The organism is Microbacterium sp. NPDC089987, from assembly GCF_044748505.1.
GTDB lineage: Bacteria > Actinomycetota > Actinomycetes > Actinomycetales > Microbacteriaceae > Microbacterium.
This window is the reverse complement of record NZ_JBIVGE010000001.1, coordinates 1,480,367-1,502,369: the sequence shown is the minus strand read 5'-3', so window position 1 is coordinate 1,502,369 and position 22,003 is coordinate 1,480,367. Positions and strand designations below refer to the sequence as shown.

Sequence of the window (22,003 nt, the reverse complement as noted above, 5' to 3'; positions counted from 1 at the left end):
CCGCCCTGTGTCGGCAGGTGCGGTTAGGCTCGATTGACGGCATCAGGACCCTGCCTGACCGAATGCTCGAGGAGGACGCGCATGGCACGCATCGGTGAAAGCGCTGATCTGTTCAAATGCTCTTTCTGCGGGAAGAGCCAGAAGCAGGTTCAGCAGCTGATCGCCGGTCCCGGCGTGTACATCTGCGACGAATGCGTCGAGCTGTGCAACGAGATCATCGAGGAGCGCATGGCCGAGGCCGGCAACGGCCCGGTCGCCGACTTCGAGCTGCCGAAGCCTCGTGAGATCTTCTCGTTCCTCGAGGAGTACGTGGTGGGTCAGGATGCCGCGAAGCGCTCGCTCGCCGTGGCCGTCTACAACCACTACAAGCGCGTGCGCGCGCGTGGCACGATCCAGTCCGCTGAGCAGAAGGCGGAGGAGATCGAGGTCGCGAAGAGCAATATCCTCATGCTCGGTCCGACCGGCTGCGGCAAGACCTATCTCGCGCAGACGCTCGCCAAGCGACTGAATGTGCCCTTCGCGGTCGCCGATGCGACGGCACTCACCGAAGCGGGCTACGTGGGCGAGGATGTCGAGAACATCCTGCTCAAGCTCCTGCAGGCTGCCGATTACGACACCAAGCGCGCGGAGACCGGCATCATCTACATCGACGAGATCGACAAGATCGCTCGCAAGGCCGAGAACCCGTCGATCACCCGCGACGTGTCCGGTGAGGGCGTGCAGCAGGCGCTGCTGAAGATCCTCGAGGGAACCGTCGCTTCTGTGCCCCCGCAGGGCGGGCGCAAGCACCCGCACCAGGAGTTCCTGCAGATCGACACGACGAACGTCCTGTTCATCGTCGCAGGTGCCTTCGCCGGCCTGGAGGAGATCATCTCCGCCCGCGTGGGCAAGCACGGTGTCGGATTCGGCGCTCCGCTGCACGACAAGGGCAAGGACCTCGACCTGTTCAGCGAGGTGCTGCCCGAGGACCTCCACAAGTTCGGGCTGATCCCCGAGTTCATCGGCCGGCTCCCGGTCGTCACCTCGGTGTCACCGCTCGACCAGGATGCCCTGATCGACATCCTCACCGGTCCCCGCAACGCGCTCGTCAAGCAGTACCAGCGCATGTTCGAGATCGACGGGGTGCAGCTGGAGTTCGAAGAGGACGCGCTGCGTTCGATCGCCGACCTCGCCGTGCTGCGCAAGACCGGTGCCCGCGGCCTGCGCGCGATCCTCGAGGATGTGCTGGGACCGATCATGTTCGAGATCCCGTCGGCGGAGGACGTCTCGAAGGTCGTGGTCACGAAGGCCGCCGTCGAAGAGGGCGCACCTCCCACAGTCGTGCTCTCGCGCAAGCGCAAGAGCGCCTGACTTCGGTGGTCTAATCCAGGTGACGGACGCGCATCCGAGTCCCTGGCGGGTGGTCAGCAGTCAGACCCTTCTCGCCGATCGGTGGATCCGGCTGCGTTCCGACGACTGCGAGGACGCTCAGGGGCGCCGGATCGCTCCGTACTACGTGCTCGAACCCGGCGATTGGGTCTCGGTGCTCGCCCTGGATGTCGAGGGCGATGCCATCGTTGTCGAGGAGTACCGGCACGGTGCCGGAATCGTCGCGCTCGGGACCATCGGAGGGGCCGTAGACGAGGATGAGGCGCCGATCGAGGCCGCATGCCGTGAGCTGCGAGAGGAGACCGGCTGCATCGCATCCCGACTGGTCGATCTCGGAGCGACGTGGGCGAACTTCGGCAATCACACCAACCGGGTGCATCATTTCCTCGCCCTCGGGTGCGTGCGGGCGGGCGCGCAGCTGCTCGACGACACCGAGACCATCGCCGTGTATACGAGGCCGTTGGAGGGGCTCGGAGAACACCTCACCCAGAGCTATCACCAGCTCACGTGGTTCAAAGCACTCGACTGGATCGGCCGCAGCACCTGAGCGCCAGCTCCTGAGCCCGCGACGGCGTCAGCTTCAGCCGCTGAGACGCTGCATCACCCGCTGCAGCCCCTCGACGACCAGCCGCACGCTGCGACGACGCAGAGTCTCGGGGCGCGCGAGAACGTCGATCAGGCGATGCGTGCTCACGCCCAGGAGCGGGATGCGCACGATCTCGCTGTCGTCGACGCTGCGGGAGGTGAATCGGGGGAGCAGCCCGACCACGTCGCCCGCGGCGACGGCGGCGGCGACCGCTCCGTAGTCGTTGATGCGGTGCTGCACGCGGGGCGCCACGTTCGCGACGGCGGCTATCGCGCCGAGCACGTCGTCAGGGGAATAGCCGATGCGGCTCGTCACCCACCGCTCAGCGGCGATGTCCCGTGACGACACCGACGAGCGACCGGCGAGCGGATGCGATCTCGCGACCGCCACGTCAAGCGGCTCGCGCACGAGGGTGAGGCTGCGCACGCCCTGCGCCGGCCAGGGCTCGGAGTGCTCCATCCGATGCGCGAGCACGAGGTCGTACCGGGCGGTGAGCGCAGGGAACTCGCTCTGCGCGACGTCCTCGTCGGTCAGCTGCACGCTCGGTGAGGGCGAGCTCCCAGCGAGCTCGCGAAGCAGCGGGCCGAACAGAGCCTGACCCGCGCTGTGAAAGCCGCTCACGGTGACGACCCCCGCGGCATCCTGCTCGAACGCCTCCAGTGCACCGCGGGCGGCTGCCATGGCATCCAGCGCCTCACCGCCCGTCTCGGCGAGAACCTGCCCGGCGGCGGTCAGCACGAGAGTGCGGCCCTGGCGCCGAGTCAGTGGCGTGCGCACGCCGCGCTGCAGCGTAGCCAGCTGCTGCGAGACGGCCGACGGCGTGACGTGCAGCGCATCGGCGACAGCGGTCACGCTGCCCAGGGCACCGAGTTCTCGCAGGATCTGCAGCTGATGGAGTTCCACGCCGACGATTCTACTTTTCAGTTCGGCTTAATCGCACGTGCAGGAAGACGTCGTTGCTCTACAACGTCCCGTGCGGTGTGATCGAAGTATGAGGGCACTGTTCAAGAGCGCACCGCGCGCCGGCTTCGAGCTCGTCGAGAGGCCGGACCCGGTGGCCGGCACCGGCGAGGTCGTCATCCGCGTGCTGCGCACCGGGATCTGCGGCACCGATCTGCACATCCATCGCTGGGACGAGTGGGCGGCGTCCGCGATCCAGACGCCGTTGATCCCCGGGCACGAGTTCTACGGCGAGGTCGTCGCGGTCGGCGACATGGTGCACGACATCGCGGTCGGCGACCGCGTCTCGGGCGAGGGCCACATCGTGTGCGGCACCTGCCGCAACTGCCGCGCGGGGCGTCGGCAGATGTGCATCCGCACCATCGGACTCGGCTTGCAGCGCGACGGCGCCTTCGCCGAGTACCTCTCCCTTCCCGCCACCAACGTGTGGGTGCACCACGACGACGTGACTCCCGAGCTCGGTGCGATCTTCGACCCGCTGGGCAACGCCGTGCACACCGCGCTCACCTACCGGGTGATCGGTGAGGACGTGCTGGTGACCGGATGCGGGCCGATCGGGCTGATGTCCATCGCCGTAGCCCGGCACGCCGGCGCCCGCTTCATCGTCGCCACCGACGTCAGCGCACCGCGCCTGGAGATGGCGATGCAGATGGGCGCTGATGCCGTCGTCGACGTCTCGCAGCAGGACATCCGCGATGCGCAGCGTGCGCTGGGGATGCGTGAGGGCTTCGACATCGGCTTTGAGATGAGCGGTGCGCCCTCGGCGCTGCCTGCGATGATCGACAACATGAACCACGGCGGTCAGATCGCCATGCTCGGGCTGCCCAGCGCCGGCTTCGACATCGACTGGGGCAAGCTCGTCACGCACATGGTCACGATCAAGGGGATCTACGGCCGGGAGATGTTCGAGACCTGGAACGCCATGGGTGCCATGCTGCAGACCAGCGCCACGCTGCGTGAATCGATCACCCGTGTGATCGCCGATGTGATCCCCGCGCGGGACTGGGAGCGCGGGTTGGCCGCCGCCGAATCGGCAGGCACGGGCAAGATCATCCTCGACTGGACCGAGCTGTGAGAACCGAGCTGTAAGGAGCTGTCATGTACGCGACATTCAAGGATCACCTGCAGGCCGAGCTCGCGGGCATCGACGAGGCGGGCCTCACCAAGCGGGAGCGAGGCATCCGCGGCCCTCAGAAGGCGCAGATCGTCACCGGTGGGGTGGAGGTGCTCAACTTCTGCGCCAACAACTACCTGGGGCTCGCCGACGACCCGCGCATCCTCGACGCCGCGCGTCGTGCGCTTGACGAGTGGGGCTACGGTCTGGCCAGCGTGCGGTTCATCTGCGGCACGCAGGATCAGCATCTCGAGCTCGAGCGCCGTCTCGCCGCCTTCCTCGGCACCGACGACGCGATCCTGTACTCGTCGTGCTTCGACGCGAACGGCGGTGTCTTCGAGTCGCTGTTCTCCGCGGAGGACGCGATCATCTCCGACGAGCTGAATCACGCATCGATCATCGACGGCATCCGGCTCTCGAAGGCGCGCCGCCTGCGCTACCGCAACCGCGACATGGCCGATCTCGAGGAGCAGCTGAAGGCGGCGGCGGATGCCAGATTCCGCGTCATCGTCACCGACGGCGTCTTCTCGATGGACGGCTACATCGCACCCCTGCGTGAGATCTGCGAGCTCGCCGAGCGCTACGACGCGCTGGTGTTCGTCGACGACTCGCATGCGGTGGGTTTCGTGGGCGAGAACGGCCGGGGCACGCCCGAGCTGTGCGGCGTGTCGGATCGCGTCGACATATACACGGGCACCTTCGGCAAGGCGCTCGGCGGCGCGTCCGGCGGCTACGTCGCCGCGCACCGCGACATCGTCGCGCTGCTGCGCCAGCGCTCCCGGCCCTATCTCTTCTCGAACACGCTCGCACCGTCGATCGTCGCGGGCACCCTCACCGCGCTCGACCTCGTCGAGGGCTCAGCCGATCTGCGCGCGCGGCTGACCGGCAACGCCGCGCTGTTCCGCCGCCGGATGACAGAGGAGGGCTTCGACCTGCTTCCGGGTGAGCATCCGATCGTGCCCGTGATGTTCGGCGACGCCGCCCTCACCGCGCGCATCGCCGACGAGATGCAGCGCCAGGGGGTGTACGTGACAGCCTTCAGCTTCCCCGTGGTGCCGCGTGGCAAGGCGCGCATCCGCGTGCAGCTCTCCGCCGCGCACACGAGCGAGCAGGTCGAGCGCTGCGTGACCGCGTTCATCGCCGCCCGCCATGCTGTGAGCTGAAAACCCACTTTGCAAAGATACCTTTGCAAAGTATCCCTTGCAATAGTATATTTGCACTCATGACCACCGACGACGCACAGGGTCGCACGCTCGAACCGAGCGCGCTGAAGGCTCTCGCACATCCGCTGCGGGTGCGGATCTACGATCTGCTCAGCGAGCGCGGTCCGCAGACCGCGAGCAGTCTGGCAGCCCTGATCGGCGAGACCTCGGGGGCGACCAGCTATCACTTGCGCGCGCTGGCCGCGCACGACCTCATCCGGGAGGTGCCGGAGCGCGGCACAGCACGCGAGCGATGGTGGGATCGGCCCAGGGGGCGCATCACCATGCCGGGCCCCGCGGAGGCGATGTCGCCCTCGAACCGTGCTGCGGCCCAGATCGTCACGACCGAGTTCCTCCGTCTGCGTCATCAGACGCTCATGGACTACATCAATCGTCCCGACTCCGAGCAGCCGGAGGGGTGGAAGGACGCCGGCCTCATCATGACGACGATGCTCGACATCACCCCCGAGCAGATGGCCGAGCTCAGGCAGGAGCTCACCGCGGTCGTCGACGCAGCGGTCGAGCGCTACCGCGGGCAGGAATCGCTGCCCGGTACTCGGCGCGTGTCGCTGCGCGCCGAGGTCTTCGACCTTCCCGCGGCGAACAGCCGCGGCATGTTGAACCAGGAGTGATCATGACCACAGCCACTCTTCGCCTCGTCTCGCCCACACGGTTCGAGCGCCTGCTGCAGCGGATCGCCACCGCCCTCGCCGGCCACGTCGAGCGGCGAATCGTCGCTCGGGCCGAGCGCCGCGAGCTCGCGCACGACCTGCTACGCGAGCAGCAGACCAGACGTCACGACCCGCACGAGGTCGACCGCCTTCTCGCGACCGTTGGACTCTCGCGGCGCTGATCCCACACGAGACGAGGGGAGAGGCTGGTCAGTCCTCGAAAGGACGGGCGATGACCTCGCCGGATGCCGTGAGGAAGACCTCCCACCCGGCATCCAGCTCCGCGATCGGACGGCCCTCGAGCCAGGTCAGCGTCCAATGGCCCTTCGACAGGCTCAGGGACCCATTCGACAGGCTCTGGGACCCATTCGACAGCTGCGCCTCCACCTCGGCGATCGCCGGCCGGAGCGCCGCGGGCACCGAAGCTGGCGGCTCCGCGCCGACGCCCCACCGCGTGCCGAGCTGCATGATCAGCCCTCCGCCGGTGCCAGCTCGATGGCGGTGACCGAGAGCTCATCGGCCTCGCCGAAGGACAGCTCTGCGATCCGGCCCACCGCGCGCAGGTCGTCGGCCGCCGCGCGCAACGCGTCGAGCTTCGCCGCGGGAGCCGAGATCGTCGCCGATGCGACCGGGGTCTTCTGCGACGCCTTCGCCTCGGTCTTCGCGCGGCGGATGCCGATCAGGGCCTCGCTGGCGGCGGAGAGCACCGCCGCGTCGCCGTCGATGCCGAGCGGCTCGGGCCAGGTCGCCGTGTGGATCGAGCCCTCCTCGAACCACGACCACGCCTCCTCGGTCGCGAACGACACGATCGGGGCGAGCAGGCGCAGCAGCGTCGACAGCGCCAGGCGCAGCGCGAGCGCGGCCGAGGCCTGGTTCACGTCCCTCTGGTCGTAGGCGCGCTCCTTGACGAGCTCCAGGTAGTCGTCGCAGAACGTCCAGAAGAACGCCTCGGTGACCTCGAGCGCCTTCGCCTGGTCGTAGTTCTCGTACGCCGTGGTCGCCTCGCGCACCACCCGGTCGAGAGCGGTGAGCATCGATGCGTCGAGGGCGTGCGTGACCTGCGCGCCCTCGGGCACGGGGAAGGACAGCACGAACTTCGCCGCGTTGAGGATCTTGATCGCGAGACGGCGGCCGATCTTCACCTGGGTCGGGTTCTGCGGGTCGAAGGCCGCATCCATGCCGAGGCGACTGGACGCCGACCAGTAGCGCACGGCGTCGGAGCCGTGCTTGTCGAGGATGTCGGCGGGCGTGACGACGTTGCCCTTCGACTTCGACATCTTCTTGCGGTCGGGGTCGACGATGAAGCCCGAGATGGCGGCGTTGCGCCACGGCGAGCGCTGATCCTCGAGCGTCGAGCGCAGCATGGTCGAGAACAGCCAGGTGCGGATGATGTCCTGACCCTGCGGACGCAGGTCGAACGGCGCCACGGTGTTCCACAGCTCCTCGTCGCGCTGCCAGCCGCCGGCCAGCTGCGGGGTGAGCGATGAGGTCGCCCAGGTGTCGAAGATGTCCTGCTCGGCCTCGAACCCGCCGGGCACCCCGCGCTGGTCCTCCGTGTACCCCTCCGGCACGTCGGTGGTGGGATCGATGGGCAGGTTCTCGAGCGACGGGGTCAGCACGCGGTCATAGTCGCGCTCGCCGTTCTCATCGAGCGCGTACCAGACGGGGATCGGGACGCCGAAGAAGCGCTGGCGTGAGATGAGCCAGTCGCCGGTGAGGCCGCCGACCCAGTTCTCGTAGCGCACGCGCATGAAGTCCGGGTGCCAGCTCAGCTCGCGCCCGTTCTCGAGCAGCTGCTCGCGCAGCTGCGGGTCGCGCGCGCCGTTGCGGATGTACCACTGGCGGGTCGAGACGATCTCGAGCGGGCGGTCGCCCTTCTCGAAGAACTTCACGGCGTGGCTGAAAGGCTTGCCGACCTCGAGCAGGTCGCCGGAGGCCTGCAGCTGTTCGACGACCGTCTTGCGGGCGCTGAACACGGTCTTGCCGGCGAGCTCCGCGTACGCGGTGCGGCCCGCCTCCGAGATGATCGCCTCTGGCGCGTCCGCGAGCACGCGGCCGTCCTTGCCGAGGATCGTGCGGTTGGGCAGGTCGAGCTCGCGCCACCAGATGATGTCGGTCACATCGCCGAACGTGCAGATCATGGCGATGCCCGAGCCCTTGTCGGGCTGGGCGAGGTGGTGCGCCAGCACGGGCACCTCGACGTCGAAGATCGGGGTGCGCACCGTCTTGCCGAAGTAGGGCTGGTAGCGCTCGTCGTCGGGGTGGGCGACGAGTGCGACGCAGGCGGGGAGCAGCTCGGGGCGCGTCGTCTGGATCTCGATGTCACCCGAACCGTCGGTCTTGTGGAACGCGACGCGGTGGTAGGCGGCCTGCTGGTCGCGGTCCTCGAGCTCGGCCTGGGCGATCGCCGAGCGGAAGTCGATGTCCCACAGGGTCGGCGCGAGCGACTGATAGGCCTCGCCGCGCTCGAGTCCGCGCAGGAAGGCGAGCTGGCTCTGCCGGATCGTGTCGTCGGAGATGGTGCGGTAGGTCTGGGTCCAGTCGACGCTGAGGCCGAGCTGGCGGAACAGCGCCTCGAACTGCTTCTCGTCCTCGACGGTCAGCTTCTCGCACAGCTCGATGAAGTTGCGGCGGCTGATGGGCTGCTGGTCCGCGGCGCGCGAGGACTTGTTGTCGCCGCCCTCGAAGGGAGGCGTGAAGTCGGGGTCGTAGGGCAGCGTCGGGTCGCAGCGCACGCCGTAGTAGTTCTGCACCCGGCGCTCGGTGGGCAGGCCGTTGTCGTCCCAGCCCATGGGGTAGAAGACGTTCTTGCCGCGCATGCGCTCGAAGCGCGCCTTGATGTCGGTGTGCGTGTACGAGAACACGTGCCCGATGTGCAGGCTGCCGGATGCCGTCGGCGGGGGAGTGTCGATCGAGTAGACGCTGTCGCGTCCGGATGCCGTGGCCTGGGCGCGATCGAAGAGGAAGGTGCCCTGGTCGGACCACCGCTCACCCCACTTCGCTTCGAGGCCTTCGAGCGCGGGCTTGTAAGGGATGCTGGACATGAAGGACTCCTCGAGCGATGTGTGCGGCACTGTGTGAGCGTGCCTGAGTGTGGGTTGTCCGGCGAGTCTACCGGTCAGCGTGTGACGGGCCCTAGATCGACCCCGTCCAACAATCGCCGGTACGATGGAGCGTTCCCCTTTCCTGGACTCATCGAGGTTCCCGTATGCCTTCCTTCCCTGTGCGTCGCCTCCTGCCGCTGGCAGCCCTGGCCATGACATCCGCCCTTCTGCTCAGCTCCTGCGCGGGGTCGGCCGGCGACGCCGACGGCTCGGACGCCGAGCTCGTGTGGGCCATCGAGGGCGCCAACCTCTCTGCCGGCCACATGGACCCGCAGACCAGTCAGCTCGACGTCTCGGGCATGGTCCAGCGTCAGGTGCTCGACTCGCTCGTGTTCCAGGAGGCCGACGGGTCGTTCTCGCCGTGGCTCGCCAAGAGCTGGGAGGTCTCGGAAGACGGCAGGACCTACACCTTCGAGCTGCGCGACGACGTCACCTTCTCGGACGGCACCGCGTTCGACGCCGCAGCCGTGAAGGCGAACTTCGACCGCATCGTCGATCCGGCCACCAAGTCTGCGCAGGCCGCGAGCATGCTCGGCGGCGAGCTGTACGCCGGCACCGAGGCCACCGGCGAGCACACCGTCGAGGTCAGCTTCACCCAGCCGTACGCGCCCTTCCTGCAGGCGGCGAGCACCGCACAGCTCGGTTTCTGGTCGCCGAAGGTGCTCGAGAAGTCGGCCGACCAGCTCGACGCAGGTGGTCCGGATGTCACCGTCGGCACCGGTCCGTTCGTGCTCAGCGAGTACACCGCCGATCAGGAGATCGTGTACACGCGCAACGACGACTACGCCTGGGGCCCGGATGGTGCGAAGGCGCCGAAGATCAAGACCCTGCGCGTGGAGCTGCTGCCCGAGGCATCCGTCCGCGCCGGCGTGCTCTCCTCCGGGGAGGCGGATGTCGCCACCCAGCTGCCGCCGAACGTCGTCGCCGATCTTGGCGATGACGTCACCGTCACCGCCAAGGAGTACCCGGGGCTGCCGTACTCGCTGTTCCTCAACGAGAAGCACGGCGTGTTCGCCGACCAGAAGGTGCGGCAGGCGTTCTCCGTCGCGATCGACATCGACGCCGCCGTCGACGAGATCTTCTTCGGCGAGTTCCCCCGGGCCTGGAGCATCCTCGGCCCGACCACCCCCGGCTACGACAAGAGCCTCGAGGGCAGCTGGCCCTTCGATGCCGATAAGACGAACGCCCTCCTCGATGAGGCGGGCTGGACCGAGCGCGGCGCCGACGGCATCCGGATGAAGGACGGCCAGCGCCTCTCCGCCCGCTGGATCGCCTGGACGCCCATCTCCGACGACCGGACCGCGCTCGCCAACGCCATCCAGTCCGACCTGAAGGACGTCGGTTTCGAGATCGTGCGGGAGAAGCTCGAGCCGGCCGCCTACAACGAGCAGTACGGCCCCAAGACGTACGACATCACCGACTGGGACTTCTCGGGCGTAGATGCCGACCTGCTGCGCAGCCACCTGGGCAGCGACGGCTTCCAGAACGCCTCCCAGGTGAGCGACCCCGCCGTCGACGACCTGCTGGAGCGAGGGCTGTCCGCCTCCGACACCGACGAGCGTGCCCAGATCTACACCGAACTGCAGCAGTGGAACGCCGAGCACGTCGCCATCGTGCCGCTGTACGTCTCGTCGCTGATCACCGGATCCGCGAAGGGCGTCGACGGCCTCGAGTACGACCTCTACGGGCGCCCGCTGTTCTACGACGCGAGCGTCAGCCGCTGACGTGCGGCGCGCCCTGATCCGGCTCGCCGGGATGGCCGCGTCCGCCGCCCTGGTGCTCTGGGGCGCGGCGACGCTGGCCTTCCTGGCGTTCCGGATCATCCCCGGTGACGCGGTCTCGGTCATGCTCGGGCCGCAGGCCAAGGTCAGCGAGGCGGTGAAGGCCGGCGTGCGCGCCGAGCTGGGTCTGGATCGCCCGCCGCTCGAGCAGTACGTGTCGTACATCGGCGGAGTGCTGCGCGGCGATCTGGGGACGTCGTATCAGCTCCGGATGCCCGTGACCGAGGTCATCGGTCGCCAGCTCGGCCCCACCCTGCAGCTCACCGCACTGGCGCTGCTGATCGCGGTGCTCATCGCGCTCGCCGTGGCGCTGCTCGCACGGCGAGGAGTGGCCAGAGCGGTGATGATCGCCGGAGAGCTGATCGTGCTGTCATCGCCCGTGTTCTGGATCGGCATCGTGCTGCTTGCCGTCTTCGCGTTCGGGCTGGGCTGGTTCCCCGTGGCGGGCACCCGCAGCGCGGCGACGATCGTGCTGCCCGCCCTCACGCTCGCCCTTCCCGTGGCGGCGCTGATCAGCCAGGTGCTGCGCGACGGCATCGACCAGGCGGAGCGGCAGCCGTTCGCCGAGACAGTCCGCTCCCGCGGCGCCCGATCCTCGCGCCTCGTGCTGCGCCACTCGCTGCGACACGGTGCGGCCGGGGCGCTCACCCTCACCGCTTATCTCATCGGCTCGCTGCTCGGCGGAGCGGTGCTCGTCGAGACCGTCTTCGCCCGGCCCGGGCTGGGCCGGGTGACGCTGACCGCCATCGTCGACCGCGACCTGCCCGTCGTCGCGGGCGTGATCATGCTCAGCGCGCTCGTGTTCGTCATCGTGAACGTCGTCGTCGAGCTGCTGCATCCGATCCTCGACCCCAGGCTGCGCGCGCGGCCGGCCGCGTTCGAGGCGCCGGCCATCGAGGAGCGCCGATGATCGCGCGCAGGGTGGGTCTGGGGTGCGCGGTGGTGTTCCTCGTCGTCGTCGCGCTCGCCGCTCTCTTCCCCGATCTGCTCGCCACGCACGATCCGCTGCGCACCGATGTGCGCTCGGCGCTCGAGGCGCCGGGGACGGCGCACCTGTTCGGCACCGACCAGTCGGGGCGCGACGTCTTCTCCCGCGTCGTGCACGGCGCGGGCCGCTCGGTCGGCATCGGGCTGCTCGCGACGGCGCTCGCCGTGGTCGCCGGTCTCGTGCTCGGCTCGCTCTCGGGCGTCTCGCACCGGGTGGTGGATGCCGCGGCGATGCGCGTCACCGACATCCTGCTCGCGTTCCCCGAGTTCCTCATCGCCCTGATCGTGGTGGCGGTGCTCGGACCCGGCACGGTCAACGTCGCCATCGCGGTGACGATCGCCGCGGTGCCGGTGTACATCCGTCTCGCCCGCACGCAGACTCGCACGCTGCACATCGCCGAGCATGTCGAGGCCGCGCGGATCCTCGGTGTCGGTCCGCTGCGCACCTTCACCCGGCACGTCATGCCCGGCGTGCTCGGATCGCTGAGCGTCCTCGCCACCATCGGCATCGGATCGAGCATCCTCGCCGCCGCCGGCCTCAGCTTCCTGGGCCTCGGTCCGTCCGAGCCCGCCCCCGAATGGGGGCTCATGCTGTCGGGCGGGCGCAACGTGCTCGGCCGTGCCTGGTGGATATCGGTGTTCCCGGGCCTCGCCATCACGCTCACCGTGATCAGCGCGACGGTGATCGGCCGCGCCCTGCGTGCGCGAGCCGAGGGGAGGCGCGCATGAGCGTCGTGCACGTGCGCGGGCTGCGCATCGAGATCGACAGACACGTCGTCGTCGACGAGGTCGACCTCGATGTCGCCGCGGGCGAGTGCGTGGCCATCGTCGGCGAGTCCGGCGCAGGCAAGTCGCTCACCGTCCGTGCGCTGCTCGGGATGCTGCCGGACGGCGCTCGCATGACGGTGGACGAGCTGGGGATCGACGGCGCCGATGCCACCGGCGTGAGCGAGGCCGGCTGGCGATCCCTGCGCGGCCGGCGGATCGCCCTCGTCTCGCAGGACGCCATGGCCGCGCTCGACCCGCTACGCCGGATCGGACACGAGGTCGCCGAGCCGATGGAGATCCACCGACTGCATCGCAGGCGTCGGGATGAACGGGTCGTGCAGCTGCTGGCATCCGTCGCCCTGCCCGAGCCGGAGCGGCGGGCACGCAGCCGCCCGCATGAGCTGTCCGGCGGGATGCGCCAACGTGCGCTCATCGCCTCCGCGCTCGCCGCAGAGCCGGCGGTGCTGGTCGCCGATGAGGCGACGACAGCGCTCGATGCCACGGTTCAGGCGCGCATTCTCGCGCTGCTGCGCTCGATCGCCGATGAGGGACGGGGCGTGGTGTTCGTCAGCCACGACTTCGCGGCCGTGCGCAAGGTGGCCGACCGGGTGCTGGTGATGCGGGAAGGCCGGATCATCGAGCAGGGCACGGTCGCGGAGATCCTGACCTCACCCCGCGAGGCGTATACGCAGGCGCTGGTCGTGGCGAGCGCTCCTCGCCCGCGCATGCCGGACCGAGGGAAGGGAGATGTGCTGCTGCAGGTGCGGGATGTGTCGAAGCGGTTCGACGGGCCCGCCGTGGCCAGCGCCTCGTTCACCCTCGCCGCAGGACGAACGCTCGGCATCGTCGGGGAGTCGGGCTCGGGCAAGACGACGCTCGCCCGGATGCTGGTCGGCGTCGAACGCCCCGATCGGGGCGAGATCGGGTGGACGACTCCGCAGCGGGTGCAGCTCGTGCATCAGAATCCGCTCGGCGCCTTCGATCCGCGCTGGACGATCGGGCGGTCGATCACCGAGGCGCTGCAGGCGGCAGGGGTGCCCCGCGGCGAGCGCCGACGCGCCACGGCATCCCTGCTCGCGGAGGTGGGGCTCGAGGAGGCGCTGAGCGCACGCCGCCCGCGACAGCTGTCGGGCGGACAGCGCCAGCGCGCGGCGATCGCGCGTGCGCTCGCCGCAGATCCCCAGGTGCTCGTGCTCGACGAGCCGGTATCGGCTCTCGATCCCACTGTGCGCGCCCGAGTGCTCGATCTTCTCGCCCGTCTGCAACGTGAACGGCAGCTCACCGTCGTCTTCGTCTCGCATGATCTCGCCGTGATCGCGTCCATCTGCGACGACGTGCTGGTGATGCGCGACGGGGCGATCGTCGAGCAGGGCGCGGTCGCGGACGTGTTCACCGAGCCGCGGCATCCCTTCACACGGGAGCTGCTGGCCGCCGCTTTCTGACCGCGACAGCGAATCGGGCGCTCAGTCGCTGATGATGATGCCGGCGGCCACGGCGAAGACCGGCGCGAGCTGCTCGACCTGACGCAGCGTCAGCGTTGCGCCGCGCAACGCGGTGACGTCGAGGAAACCCAGCGCATCGAGTCCGCGCAGGTCGAGATGCTCCGCCCGCATGCCGCGCGGATCGACCTCGTCGCTGGAGGTGGTCGCGAAGGCCACCCTCGAGAGTGTCGCGCCCGGCAGGTCGAGGGCGTCGATCCGGCAGGACTCGACGCGCACGTCGACCGCCTTGCAGCCGGCCAGTGTGAGGTAGTCGATGCGCACGTCGCGCAGCTCGAGTTCGTGGATCCCGCTGTCGCTGAGATCCAAAGTCCCGATGCGGCCGCCTGAGATGCGCACACGGCGGAGAGTCGAACGCCGTGCCGACAGCTTGGCGATGCGGAGGTCGCGGACGTCGACATCCATCATCGTGGCGCCTTCGAGGTCGAGTGCCGATCCGCTGCCGGCGATGACGCACTGCTCGAGTGTCGAATGCGCGAGGTCGGCGTCGCCGTCCAGTTCGATGAGCGCGGCTCTCAGGTCGGCACTGCGCCGGGCAGCAGCGGGCCTCAAGTTGTCGGGCAGATCAGGCTCCGAGACCAGGGGCGGGCGGAGGGCGGTGCGGGCGGCCATGCTCTCGACTCTATGTGGGCTTCCTCACCGGGTGAGGATGGTGCAGGCTGGGCTGGGCTGGGCTGGGCTGGGCTGGGGAGGAACCGGATGACGGAGACGGATTCAGGACGCAGGCCCGGTTGGGCGCGGCGACATCACCGGATGCTGGGTGCTGGCGGCGCGGTATTCGCTGCGGCGCTCGCCGTTGTCTGGGCGTTCGTGGTTCCGGAGCAGGCGGGGACTGCGACGGGTGCGAGGGAGATCGCGATCCGGTGGGGGCATCCCGTGTGCTGGGCTCTGCTCGCTGTCGTCGGCATCCTCGTCGCGATGGACGCGTCGCGACGCCTGCGCGACACGGTCGCGGTGGTCGCCGCAGCCAGCTATGCGGCCTTCCTGATCGCGCTGCTGACGGCATAGCAGAATGGGCGCGGTCATCGAGGTGCCGCTGATCCGGGCGAACTCACTAGCCAAGGCGCGCTGGAGCGGCTGGCGGACCTGCTGCGGGTGCCCTCGGCTGACCTCGCGCGCAGCCGCGAGGGGTGGAGAAGCGAATGCTTGATCTGAGGCGGGTTCATGGCTAGATTGCTAGCATGCAAGGAAAGCAGCAGAAGGTGCAGTTCAACGTGTACCTGCCGTCCGATCTGGTGCGGGCCGTCAAGCACCGCGCGATCGATGACGGACTGAGCCTGTCGGCTCTCGTCGAAGCGGCGCTGCGCGCGCACATCGAGGAGGATTCATGACGACCACAGCCATGGTGACCGTTCAGCAGGTGGTCTTCACGCCGGAGCCCGGGCGGTGGCACTCGCTGGCCGAAGTGCTCGGTCTTGCAGCGATCTTCCCGCCCTCGCCGGAGTGGGGGGAATTCGACGGTGATGGAGTGCTCGCCGTGCATCACAGCGCATCGGGTGACGATCGCGTCGATCTGAACCTGCTGGTGAGCGATCTCGATCTGGCCGAGAAGTCGCTCGCCGAGCACGATGTCACCCGCGGCGAGATGGCCGGCGTCGGACCCATGCTGACCGTGCGCAGCCGCGCGGGTGTCGAACTCGCCGTGTTCGCGGGAGCGCGTGCGACGACAGGCGAGGTGGGCGTGCAGCCGATCTGGTTCCAGGACGACATCGCCGAGGCGCGGGAGATCCTCGAGGCACTGGGTCTGCGTGCAGAGATCACGGCGGATGCCGGGGGATGGGTGCAGCTGCGCGCTGACGGCGGGGGAACGGTGGGCCTGCATTCAGCATCCGGCCGCAGTGAGGGTGACGGCGCCGGGCTCGGCCTGTCGTTCGAGACGCGGGGCGACCTCGACGCCCTGGCCGCGCGCCTTCGGCAGGCGGGTTTCGACGCTGCGGTGGTGGACGAGGCGTACACGCGCACCATCCGCATCGCTGAGCCAGCCGTCACGATCAACGCCGCGCAGACCGACCTGCACGGCTACCGCCGCCAGTCCTGACGTCCGTCCGGTGATCGCCGCGCCGCGTGCTTCGGCGTAGAATGGGCGCACAAGCTTTGATCCGGCCATCACCGGGGAGCTCTCGGAAGAACGCTTCGACACGCTCAGCGACCCAGGGGTTGTTGAGCGGGGAGGCAAGTAGAACCGAGCGGGGCAGGCCCGTCATCGCCGCAGTGAGAGTGGCTTCGCGAGAAGCACGCAGGGTGGTACCGCGGTCCGTGCGAGCACGGGTCGTCCCTGCAGCAGCATCCGCCAGCCACCAGCACAGACCACTGCGAGAGACGATGACCTACCCGCGCCCTTCACTTCGACTCGCTGACGCTCGCTCAGTACAAGCGACAAGCTCAGGGACCCAGTCCGCATTCGGACCCGCCGCCGTCACGCCGAGCCCGCGCTTTCCCGAGATCGAGCGCGACGTGCTCGACTTCTGGGAGTCGGACGACACCTTCCGGGCCTCGATCGCGCAGCGCGACGGCGCCGACGAGTGGGTCTTCTACGACGGGCCGCCGTTCGCCAACGGCCTGCCGCACTACGGGCACCTGCTCACCGGGTATGCGAAGGACGTGTTCCCGCGCTTCCAGACGATGCTCGGCAAGAAGGTCGACCGGGTCTTCGGCTGGGACACGCACGGCCTGCCGGCAGAGCTCGAGGCGATGAAGCAGCTCGGCATCACCGAGAAGAGCGAGATCGAGCAGATGGGCATCGACGTCTTCAACGCGAAGGCGCGCGACTCGGTGCTCACCTACACGCACGAGTGGCAGGACTACGTCACCCGGCAGGCGCGCTGGGTCGATTTCGAGCGCGGCTACAAGACGCTCGACCTGGGTTACATGGAGAGCGTGCTCTGGGCCTTCAAGACGCTCTACGACAAGGGCCTCGCCTACGAGGGCTACCGCGTGCTGCCGTACTGCTGGCGCGACGAGACCCCGCTGTCGGCGCACGAGCTGCGCATGGACGACGACGTCTACAAAGATCGTCAGGACCCGTCGGTCACCGTCACCTTCCCGTTGGTGGGCGCCAAGGCCGAGACGCTGGGGTTGACGGCGGTCCGCGCCCTGGCGTGGACCACCACGCCGTGGACCCTTCCCACCAACCTCGCGCTCGTCGTCGGCCCCGACATCGAGTACGTGGTGCTGCCTGGCGGGCCGAATGGCGCCGCCGACATCGTGCCGGGCGACGACCCTTCGACGAGCGACGCGCACCGCTACCTGCTCGCCCGCGACCTGCTCGGCGGCTACGCCAAGGACCTGGGCTATGAGTCCGCCGAAGATGCGCTCGCCGCGGTGCAGCAGACCGTGCTCGGCGCGGACCTGGCCGACGTCGCGTATGACCGGCTGTTCGACTACTACGCGGATGCCGAGACCTGGGGCACCGAGAACGCCTGGCGCATCCTCGTCGACGACTACGTCACGACGACCGACGGCACCGGCATCGTGCACCAGGCACCGGCCTACGGTGAGGACGACCAGCGCGTCACGAACGCCGCGGGCATCCCCACGATCATCTCCCTCGACGACGGCGGGCGCTTCCTCTCCTCGGTCACCGATGTCGCCGGTCAGCTGTGGATGGACGCCAACACGCCGCTGATCCGGCTGCTGCGCGCGGCGGGACGGATGCTGCGCGAGCAGAGCTACGTGCACTCCTACCCGCACTGCTGGCGCTGCCGGAACCCCCTGATCTACAAGGCCGTCTCCAGCTGGTTCATCCGGGTCACCGACATCAAGGACGATCTGCTCGCGAACAACGAGCAGATCACCTGGGTGCCCGAGAACGTCAAGCACGGGCAGTTCGGCAAGTGGCTCGAGGGCGCGCGCGACTGGTCGATCAGCCGCAACCGCTACTGGGGCTCGCCCATCCCGATCTGGAAGAGCGACGACCCGGAGTACCCGCGCGTCGACGCCTACGGGTCGCTCGAGGAGCTCGAGCGCGACTTCGGCACGCTGCCGCGCAATCCCGAGGGCGAGATCGACCTGCACCGCCCGTACATCGACGACCTCACGCGCCCGAACCCCGACGACCCGACGGGGCGGAGCACGATGCGCCGCATCGAGGACGTCTTCGACGTGTGGTTCGACTCGGGTTCCATGCCGTACGCGCAGGTGCACTACCCGTTCGAGAACCAGGAGTGGTTCGACTCGCACGCCCCCGCCGACTTCATCGTGGAGTACATCGGCCAGACCCGCGGCTGGTTCTACGTGATGCACGTGCTTTCGACGGCGCTTTTCAACCGCCCGGCGTTCACGGGCGTGAGCTGCCACGGCATCGTGCTCGGCAGCGACGGCTACAAGATGTCGAAGTCGCTGCGCAACTACCCCGACGTCAGCGAGGTGCTCGATCGCGACGGATCGGATGCCATGCGCTGGTTCCTCATGTCGAGCTCGGTGCTGCGCGGCGGAAACCTCGCCGTCACCGAGGAGGGCATCCGCTCGGGCGTCCGCGAGTTCCTGCTGCCGCTGTGGAACTCGTGGTACTTCTTCGCGACGTACGCCAACGCTGCGACGGATGGAGGATACGAGGCCACCTGGCGCACCGACAGCACCGACGTGCTCGACCGCTACATCCTCGCCCGTCTCGGCTACCTCGTGCGCGAGGTGCGCACGGACCTCGAGGGCCTGGACTCCACCACGGCATCCGCGCGCCTGCGCGACTTCGCCGAGGTGCTCACCAACTGGTACATCCGTCGCTCGCGTGACCGCTTCTGGGACCCTTCGACAGGCTCAGGGACCCCGATCGATTGCTTCGACACGCTGTACACCGTGCTCGAGACGCTGTCGCGGGTCGCCGCCCCGCTCGTGCCGCTCATCAGCGAGCGCGTCTGGCAGGGTCTCACCGGCGGGCGCAGCGTGCACCTGACCGACTGGCCGGACGCCGACGCGTTCCCCGCCGCCGACGACGTGCGGGACGCTATGGACGCCGTGCGCGAGCTCTCCAGCGTCGGCAACGCGCTGCGAAAGAAGGAGAAGCTGCGCGTGCGCCTGCCGCTCGCCCGCCTCACCATCGTGTCGCCACTGGCCGCCGACCTCGCGCAGTTCGAGGGGATCGTGCGTGAAGAGCTCAACGTCAAGTCGGTCGAGCTCGTGCAGCTCGCCGAGCACACGGCGACCGACTACGGCATCAGCCACCGCCTCAGCGTCAACGCCCGCGCCGCCGGCCCGCGCCTGGGCAAGGAGGTGCAGAAGGCCATCCGCGCGGCGAAGGAGGGCGCCTGGACGGAGGAGAACGGGATGGTGACCGCGGGCGGCATCGCCCTCGAACCGCACGAGTACGAGCTGGTGCTCGAGACCGCCGGCCGCCCCGAGGGCGAGGCTCTCGCGCTCGTGCCCGGCGGCGGATTCATGCTGCTCGACACCGTCACCACGCCCGAGCTGGAAGCCGAGGGGATGGCGCGAGACGCCATCCGCGTCGTGCAGGAGGCCCGAAAGAACGCCGGTCTCGATGTGAGCGACCGCATCGTGCTCGCGCTGAACGTCTCGGCGGCGAACGCTGCGGCTCTCCGCCAGCACGCCGAGCTGATCGCCGGAGAGACGCTGGCGATCGGATTCGCGGTGCAGGCCGCTGAAGAGATCGAGGAGCTGGCCGAGAGCGTCAGCAGCCCCGGCGACGGCGTGTACCGCACCAGTGCCAGGGCGCTGGGAGCGGAGAAGGCGGCGATCATCGTCACCATCGACTCGAACATCTCAGAGGCGGTGGCCCGATGAGCGACGTCCAGCGGGCGGACATCGTCTACGAGAAGCTGCTCGAGAGGGCAGGGGAGCGGTGGGTGCAGCCGCGCAAGGAGCGGGTGGCCCGCATCCTGACGCTGCTCGACGACCCGCAGCGCACCTACCGCGTCGTGCACATCACGGGCACGAACGGCAAGACCTCGACCGCGCGCATGATCGAGAGCCTGCTGCGCTCGCACGGCCTGCGCACGGGTCTGTTCACCAGCCCGCACCTGAAGCGCTTCACCGAGCGGATCATGATCGACGGCGAGCCGATCGCCGACGGCGCGATCGCGGATGCCTGGGACGAGATCGAGCCCTTCGTCGGCATCGTCGACGCCGAGCTGGAGGCTGCCGACGACGCCCCGCTGACGTTCTTCGAGCTGCTGACCGTGCTCGCGTTCGTCGCGGCGTCCGATGCTCCGGTCGACGTGCTCGTTCTCGAGGTGGGCATGGGCGGGTCGTGGGATTCCACCAACACCGCCGACGGCGACGTCGCGGTCTTCGCGCCGATCGACATGGACCACGCCGACCGTCTCGGCGACACCATCGAGGCGATCGCCGAGGTGAAGGCCGGCATCATCAAGGACGGCGCTGCTGTCGTCTCCGCACAGCAGAAGCCCGAGGTCGCGGCCGTGCTGCGCCGTGTCGCGTCGGAGAAGGACGCGACCATCGCGTTCGAGGGCGAGGAGTTCGGGCTCAGCGAGCAGAAGCTCGCCGTGGGCGGTCAGCTGATCGGCATCCGCGGACTCGCCGGCGAGTACGTCGACGAGTATCTGCCGCTGTACGGCGCGCATCAGGGTCACAACGCGGCTCTCGCCGTCGCCGCGGTGGAGTCGCTGATCGGCGGCGCCTCGCAGCGCATCGTCGGCGACATCCTCGCGGACGGGCTGCAGAACGCGACATCACCCGGGCGCCTGCAGCTGGTCGGCATCGCACCGACCGTCGTCGTGGACGCGGCGCACAACCCGCACGGGGCCGCCGCCCTCGCCCGCTCACTCGACGACAGCTTCGACTTCGACGAATGGGGGCTCGTGCTCGGCGTCTTCGCCGACAAGGACGCGGCCGGCATCATCGACCAGCTGCTCCCGCAGGTCGCCGAGGTGTTCGCCACGGCTCCCGATTCCGACCGGGCTGCGGATGCGGATGCGATCGCCGACCTCGTCGAGGAGCGTGACCGCCGTGCGAGCGTGCATCCCACCCTCGCCGACGCCGTCGACGCCGCCCGCGAGTGGGCGGCCTCTGCCGACCGCCGTGCGGTCGTCATCGCCGGCTCGATCGTCCTGGCCGGCGAGGCTCTGCTCCTCTCGGAGGAGGAGGACTGGAAGTCGGGGTGGCGCGCATGAGCGCCCGCGCAGCGCGGCCTGCCCGTGCCCCGCGCACCCTGGTGCAGAAGCTCGGGTCGATCGTGCTCGGATTCGAGGCGATTGGCGCCCTGCTCGCCGGACTCGTGATCTTCGGGCTGAACGCACTGCCTGCGGGCATCCCGTCGTGGTGGGGGATCGTCGCCGGCGTGGCCGTCGCGATCGCGCTCGTCGCGGTCGCCGGCGCCATCGCCAAGCCCTGGGCTGTCCCCGCCGGATGGGCGCTCCAGGTCGTCATCGCGGTGGGCGCGCTGCTCGTGCCCGCGATCGCGTTCGTCGTGCTGATTTTCGGCGGCATGTGGGCGTATGCGACGATCGGTGGGGCCCGCATCGACCGAAAGCGGCCGGCGGGCCCGCCGGCAGAACCTCACACAGAGAGCGAATGACATGGCCACTGAAGAAACCCTCGTCCTCGTCAAGCCCGATGGCGTCGCCCGCGGCCTGACGGGCAGCATCCTCGCCCGCATCGAGGCGAAGGGCTACGCCCTCGTCGACCTGCGTCTCGTCGAGCCCGACCGCGACCGGCTCGCCGCGCACTACGCCGAGCACGAGGGCAAGCCCTTCTACGAGCCCCTGCTCGAGTTCATGATGTCGGGCCCGTCGGTCGCGATCCGGCTCGCCGGAAATCGCGTGATCGAGGGCTTCCGCTCGCTCGCCGGAACCACCGACCCGACCACCGCCGCCCCTGGCACCATCCGCGGCGACTTCGGTCGCGACTGGGGTCTCAAGGTGCAGCAGAACCTCGTGCACGGCTCGGACAGCCCGGAGTCCGCCGCGCGTGAGCTCGGCATCTGGTTCGACTGAGCACAGGTCGCACACGACGAGGGAGGGATGCCGAACGGGCATCCCTCCCTCGTCGC

General features: G+C 69.0%; 21 protein-coding genes. 17 read left to right on the top strand and 4 right to left on the bottom strand.

Translation table 11 applies throughout. The annotated features are described in order from the left end of the window. Positions 1 to 81: 81 nt before the first annotated feature. Positions 82 to 1,350 carry an ATP-dependent Clp protease ATP-binding subunit ClpX gene (gene clpX / locus ACIPV2_RS07080; protein WP_400839677.1) on the top strand — a complete coding sequence of 423 codons (1,269 nt, stop codon included), beginning with the start codon at positions 82 to 84 and terminating at the stop codon, positions 1,348 to 1,350. Between the two features lie 19 nt (positions 1,351 to 1,369). After that, complete coding sequence (locus tag ACIPV2_RS07075) at positions 1,370 to 1,915, top strand: NUDIX hydrolase (RefSeq protein WP_400839675.1); 546 nt, start codon at positions 1,370 to 1,372, stop codon at positions 1,913 to 1,915. 33 nt (positions 1,916 to 1,948) lie between these two features. On the opposite strand, the gene ACIPV2_RS07070 is transcribed toward ACIPV2_RS07075, so the two are convergent. Beyond that, on the bottom strand, positions 1,949 to 2,857 hold the full coding sequence (locus tag ACIPV2_RS07070) for a LysR family transcriptional regulator (RefSeq protein ID WP_400839673.1): 909 nt from the start codon (positions 2,855 to 2,857) through the stop codon (positions 1,949 to 1,951). Positions 2,858 to 2,945: 88 nt separating this feature from the next. Here ACIPV2_RS07070 and tdh point away from each other — a divergent pair, with 88 nt between their 5' ends. From tdh to ACIPV2_RS07050, 4 genes are read left to right on the top strand one after another with little or no spacing between them, the layout of a single operon-like run. Beyond that, positions 2,946 to 3,989 carry an L-threonine 3-dehydrogenase gene (gene tdh, locus ACIPV2_RS07065; protein WP_400839671.1) on the top strand — a complete coding sequence of 348 codons (1,044 nt, stop codon included), beginning with the start codon at positions 2,946 to 2,948 and terminating at the stop codon, positions 3,987 to 3,989. A 23-nt stretch (positions 3,990 to 4,012) separates the two neighbouring features. Beyond that, positions 4,013 to 5,191 carry a glycine C-acetyltransferase gene (locus ACIPV2_RS07060; protein WP_400839669.1) on the top strand — a complete coding sequence of 393 codons (1,179 nt, stop codon included), beginning with the start codon at positions 4,013 to 4,015 and terminating at the stop codon, positions 5,189 to 5,191. Between the two features lie 59 nt (positions 5,192 to 5,250). After that, on the top strand, positions 5,251 to 5,862 hold the full coding sequence (locus ACIPV2_RS07055; protein WP_400839667.1) for an ArsR/SmtB family transcription factor: 612 nt from the start codon (positions 5,251 to 5,253) through the stop codon (positions 5,860 to 5,862). A gap of 2 nt (positions 5,863 to 5,864) precedes the next feature. Further along, positions 5,865 to 6,083: a hypothetical protein gene (locus ACIPV2_RS07050; protein ID WP_400839665.1), complete on the top strand. Its 219-nt coding sequence runs from the start codon at positions 5,865 to 5,867 to the stop codon at positions 6,081 to 6,083. Positions 6,084 to 6,111: 28 nt separating this feature from the next. Here ACIPV2_RS07050 and ACIPV2_RS07045 read toward each other — a convergent pair whose 3' ends face one another. After that, positions 6,112 to 6,369, bottom strand: coding sequence for a hypothetical protein (locus ACIPV2_RS07045; RefSeq protein WP_400839663.1), 258 nt, complete (start codon positions 6,367 to 6,369; stop codon positions 6,112 to 6,114). 2 nt (positions 6,370 to 6,371) lie between these two features. Next, entirely contained in the window at positions 6,372 to 8,945 is a 2,574-nt protein-coding gene (valS, locus tag ACIPV2_RS07040) for a valine--tRNA ligase (protein ID WP_400839661.1), read from the bottom strand. A 164-nt stretch (positions 8,946 to 9,109) separates the two neighbouring features. Here valS and ACIPV2_RS07035 point away from each other — a divergent pair, with 164 nt between their 5' ends. Genes ACIPV2_RS07035 through ACIPV2_RS07020 form a run of 4 tightly spaced genes read left to right on the top strand, consistent with a single transcriptional unit; the run spans position 9,110 to position 13,983 of the window. After that, a complete protein-coding gene (locus ACIPV2_RS07035) occupies positions 9,110 to 10,729 on the top strand; it encodes an ABC transporter substrate-binding protein (RefSeq protein WP_400839659.1) in 1,620 nt (539 codons plus the stop codon). 1 nt (position 10,730) lies between these two features. Then, the gene (locus tag ACIPV2_RS07030; protein WP_400839657.1) at positions 10,731 to 11,696 is read left to right on the top strand and encodes an ABC transporter permease; all 966 of its coding nucleotides are present in this window, start codon (positions 10,731 to 10,733) and stop codon (positions 11,694 to 11,696) included. Continuing rightward, a complete protein-coding gene (locus ACIPV2_RS07025) occupies positions 11,693 to 12,502 on the top strand; it encodes an ABC transporter permease (protein WP_400839655.1) in 810 nt (269 codons plus the stop codon). The genes ACIPV2_RS07030 and ACIPV2_RS07025 overlap by 4 nt, the downstream gene beginning before the upstream one ends. Beyond that, positions 12,499 to 13,983 carry an ATP-binding cassette domain-containing protein gene (locus ACIPV2_RS07020; RefSeq protein WP_400839653.1) on the top strand — a complete coding sequence of 495 codons (1,485 nt, stop codon included), beginning with the start codon at positions 12,499 to 12,501 and terminating at the stop codon, positions 13,981 to 13,983. The genes ACIPV2_RS07025 and ACIPV2_RS07020 overlap by 4 nt, the downstream gene beginning before the upstream one ends. Positions 13,984 to 14,004: 21 nt before the next feature. On the opposite strand, the gene ACIPV2_RS07015 is transcribed toward ACIPV2_RS07020, so the two are convergent. Continuing rightward, positions 14,005 to 14,652: a pentapeptide repeat-containing protein gene (locus ACIPV2_RS07015; RefSeq protein ID WP_400839651.1), complete on the bottom strand. Its 648-nt coding sequence runs from the start codon at positions 14,650 to 14,652 to the stop codon at positions 14,005 to 14,007. Positions 14,653 to 14,739: 87 nt separating this feature from the next. On the opposite strand from ACIPV2_RS07015, the gene ACIPV2_RS07010 reads away from it, so the two are divergent. The 7 genes from ACIPV2_RS07010 (at position 14,740) to ndk (ending at position 21,947) form a co-directional block, all read left to right on the top strand. Then, positions 14,740 to 15,048 carry a hypothetical protein gene (locus ACIPV2_RS07010; protein ID WP_400839649.1) on the top strand — a complete coding sequence of 103 codons (309 nt, stop codon included), beginning with the start codon at positions 14,740 to 14,742 and terminating at the stop codon, positions 15,046 to 15,048. Positions 15,049 to 15,221: 173 nt separating this feature from the next. Then, positions 15,222 to 15,371 carry a CopG family transcriptional regulator gene (locus ACIPV2_RS07005; protein ID WP_400839647.1) on the top strand — a complete coding sequence of 50 codons (150 nt, stop codon included), beginning with the start codon at positions 15,222 to 15,224 and terminating at the stop codon, positions 15,369 to 15,371. Beyond that, positions 15,368 to 16,078 (top strand): hypothetical protein, encoded by a 711-nt coding sequence (locus ACIPV2_RS07000; protein WP_400839645.1) that lies wholly within the window; start codon positions 15,368 to 15,370, stop codon positions 16,076 to 16,078. The genes ACIPV2_RS07005 and ACIPV2_RS07000 overlap by 4 nt, the downstream gene beginning before the upstream one ends. A gap of 284 nt (positions 16,079 to 16,362) precedes the next feature. Continuing rightward, complete coding sequence (gene ileS, locus ACIPV2_RS06995; RefSeq protein ID WP_400839643.1) at positions 16,363 to 19,776, top strand: isoleucine--tRNA ligase; 3,414 nt, start codon at positions 16,363 to 16,365, stop codon at positions 19,774 to 19,776. Next, entirely contained in the window at positions 19,773 to 21,125 is a 1,353-nt protein-coding gene (locus tag ACIPV2_RS06990) for a bifunctional folylpolyglutamate synthase/dihydrofolate synthase (RefSeq protein WP_400839641.1), read from the top strand. The genes ileS and ACIPV2_RS06990 overlap by 4 nt, the downstream gene beginning before the upstream one ends. Beyond that, complete coding sequence (locus ACIPV2_RS06985) at positions 21,122 to 21,529, top strand: DUF4233 domain-containing protein (RefSeq protein WP_400839639.1); 408 nt, start codon at positions 21,122 to 21,124, stop codon at positions 21,527 to 21,529. The genes ACIPV2_RS06990 and ACIPV2_RS06985 overlap by 4 nt, the downstream gene beginning before the upstream one ends. Position 21,530: 1 nt before the next feature. Then, positions 21,531 to 21,947, top strand: a complete 417-nt coding sequence (gene ndk / locus ACIPV2_RS06980; RefSeq protein ID WP_071643142.1) for a nucleoside-diphosphate kinase — start codon at positions 21,531 to 21,533, stop codon at positions 21,945 to 21,947. The last annotated feature ends 56 nt before the right edge of the window (positions 21,948 to 22,003 follow it).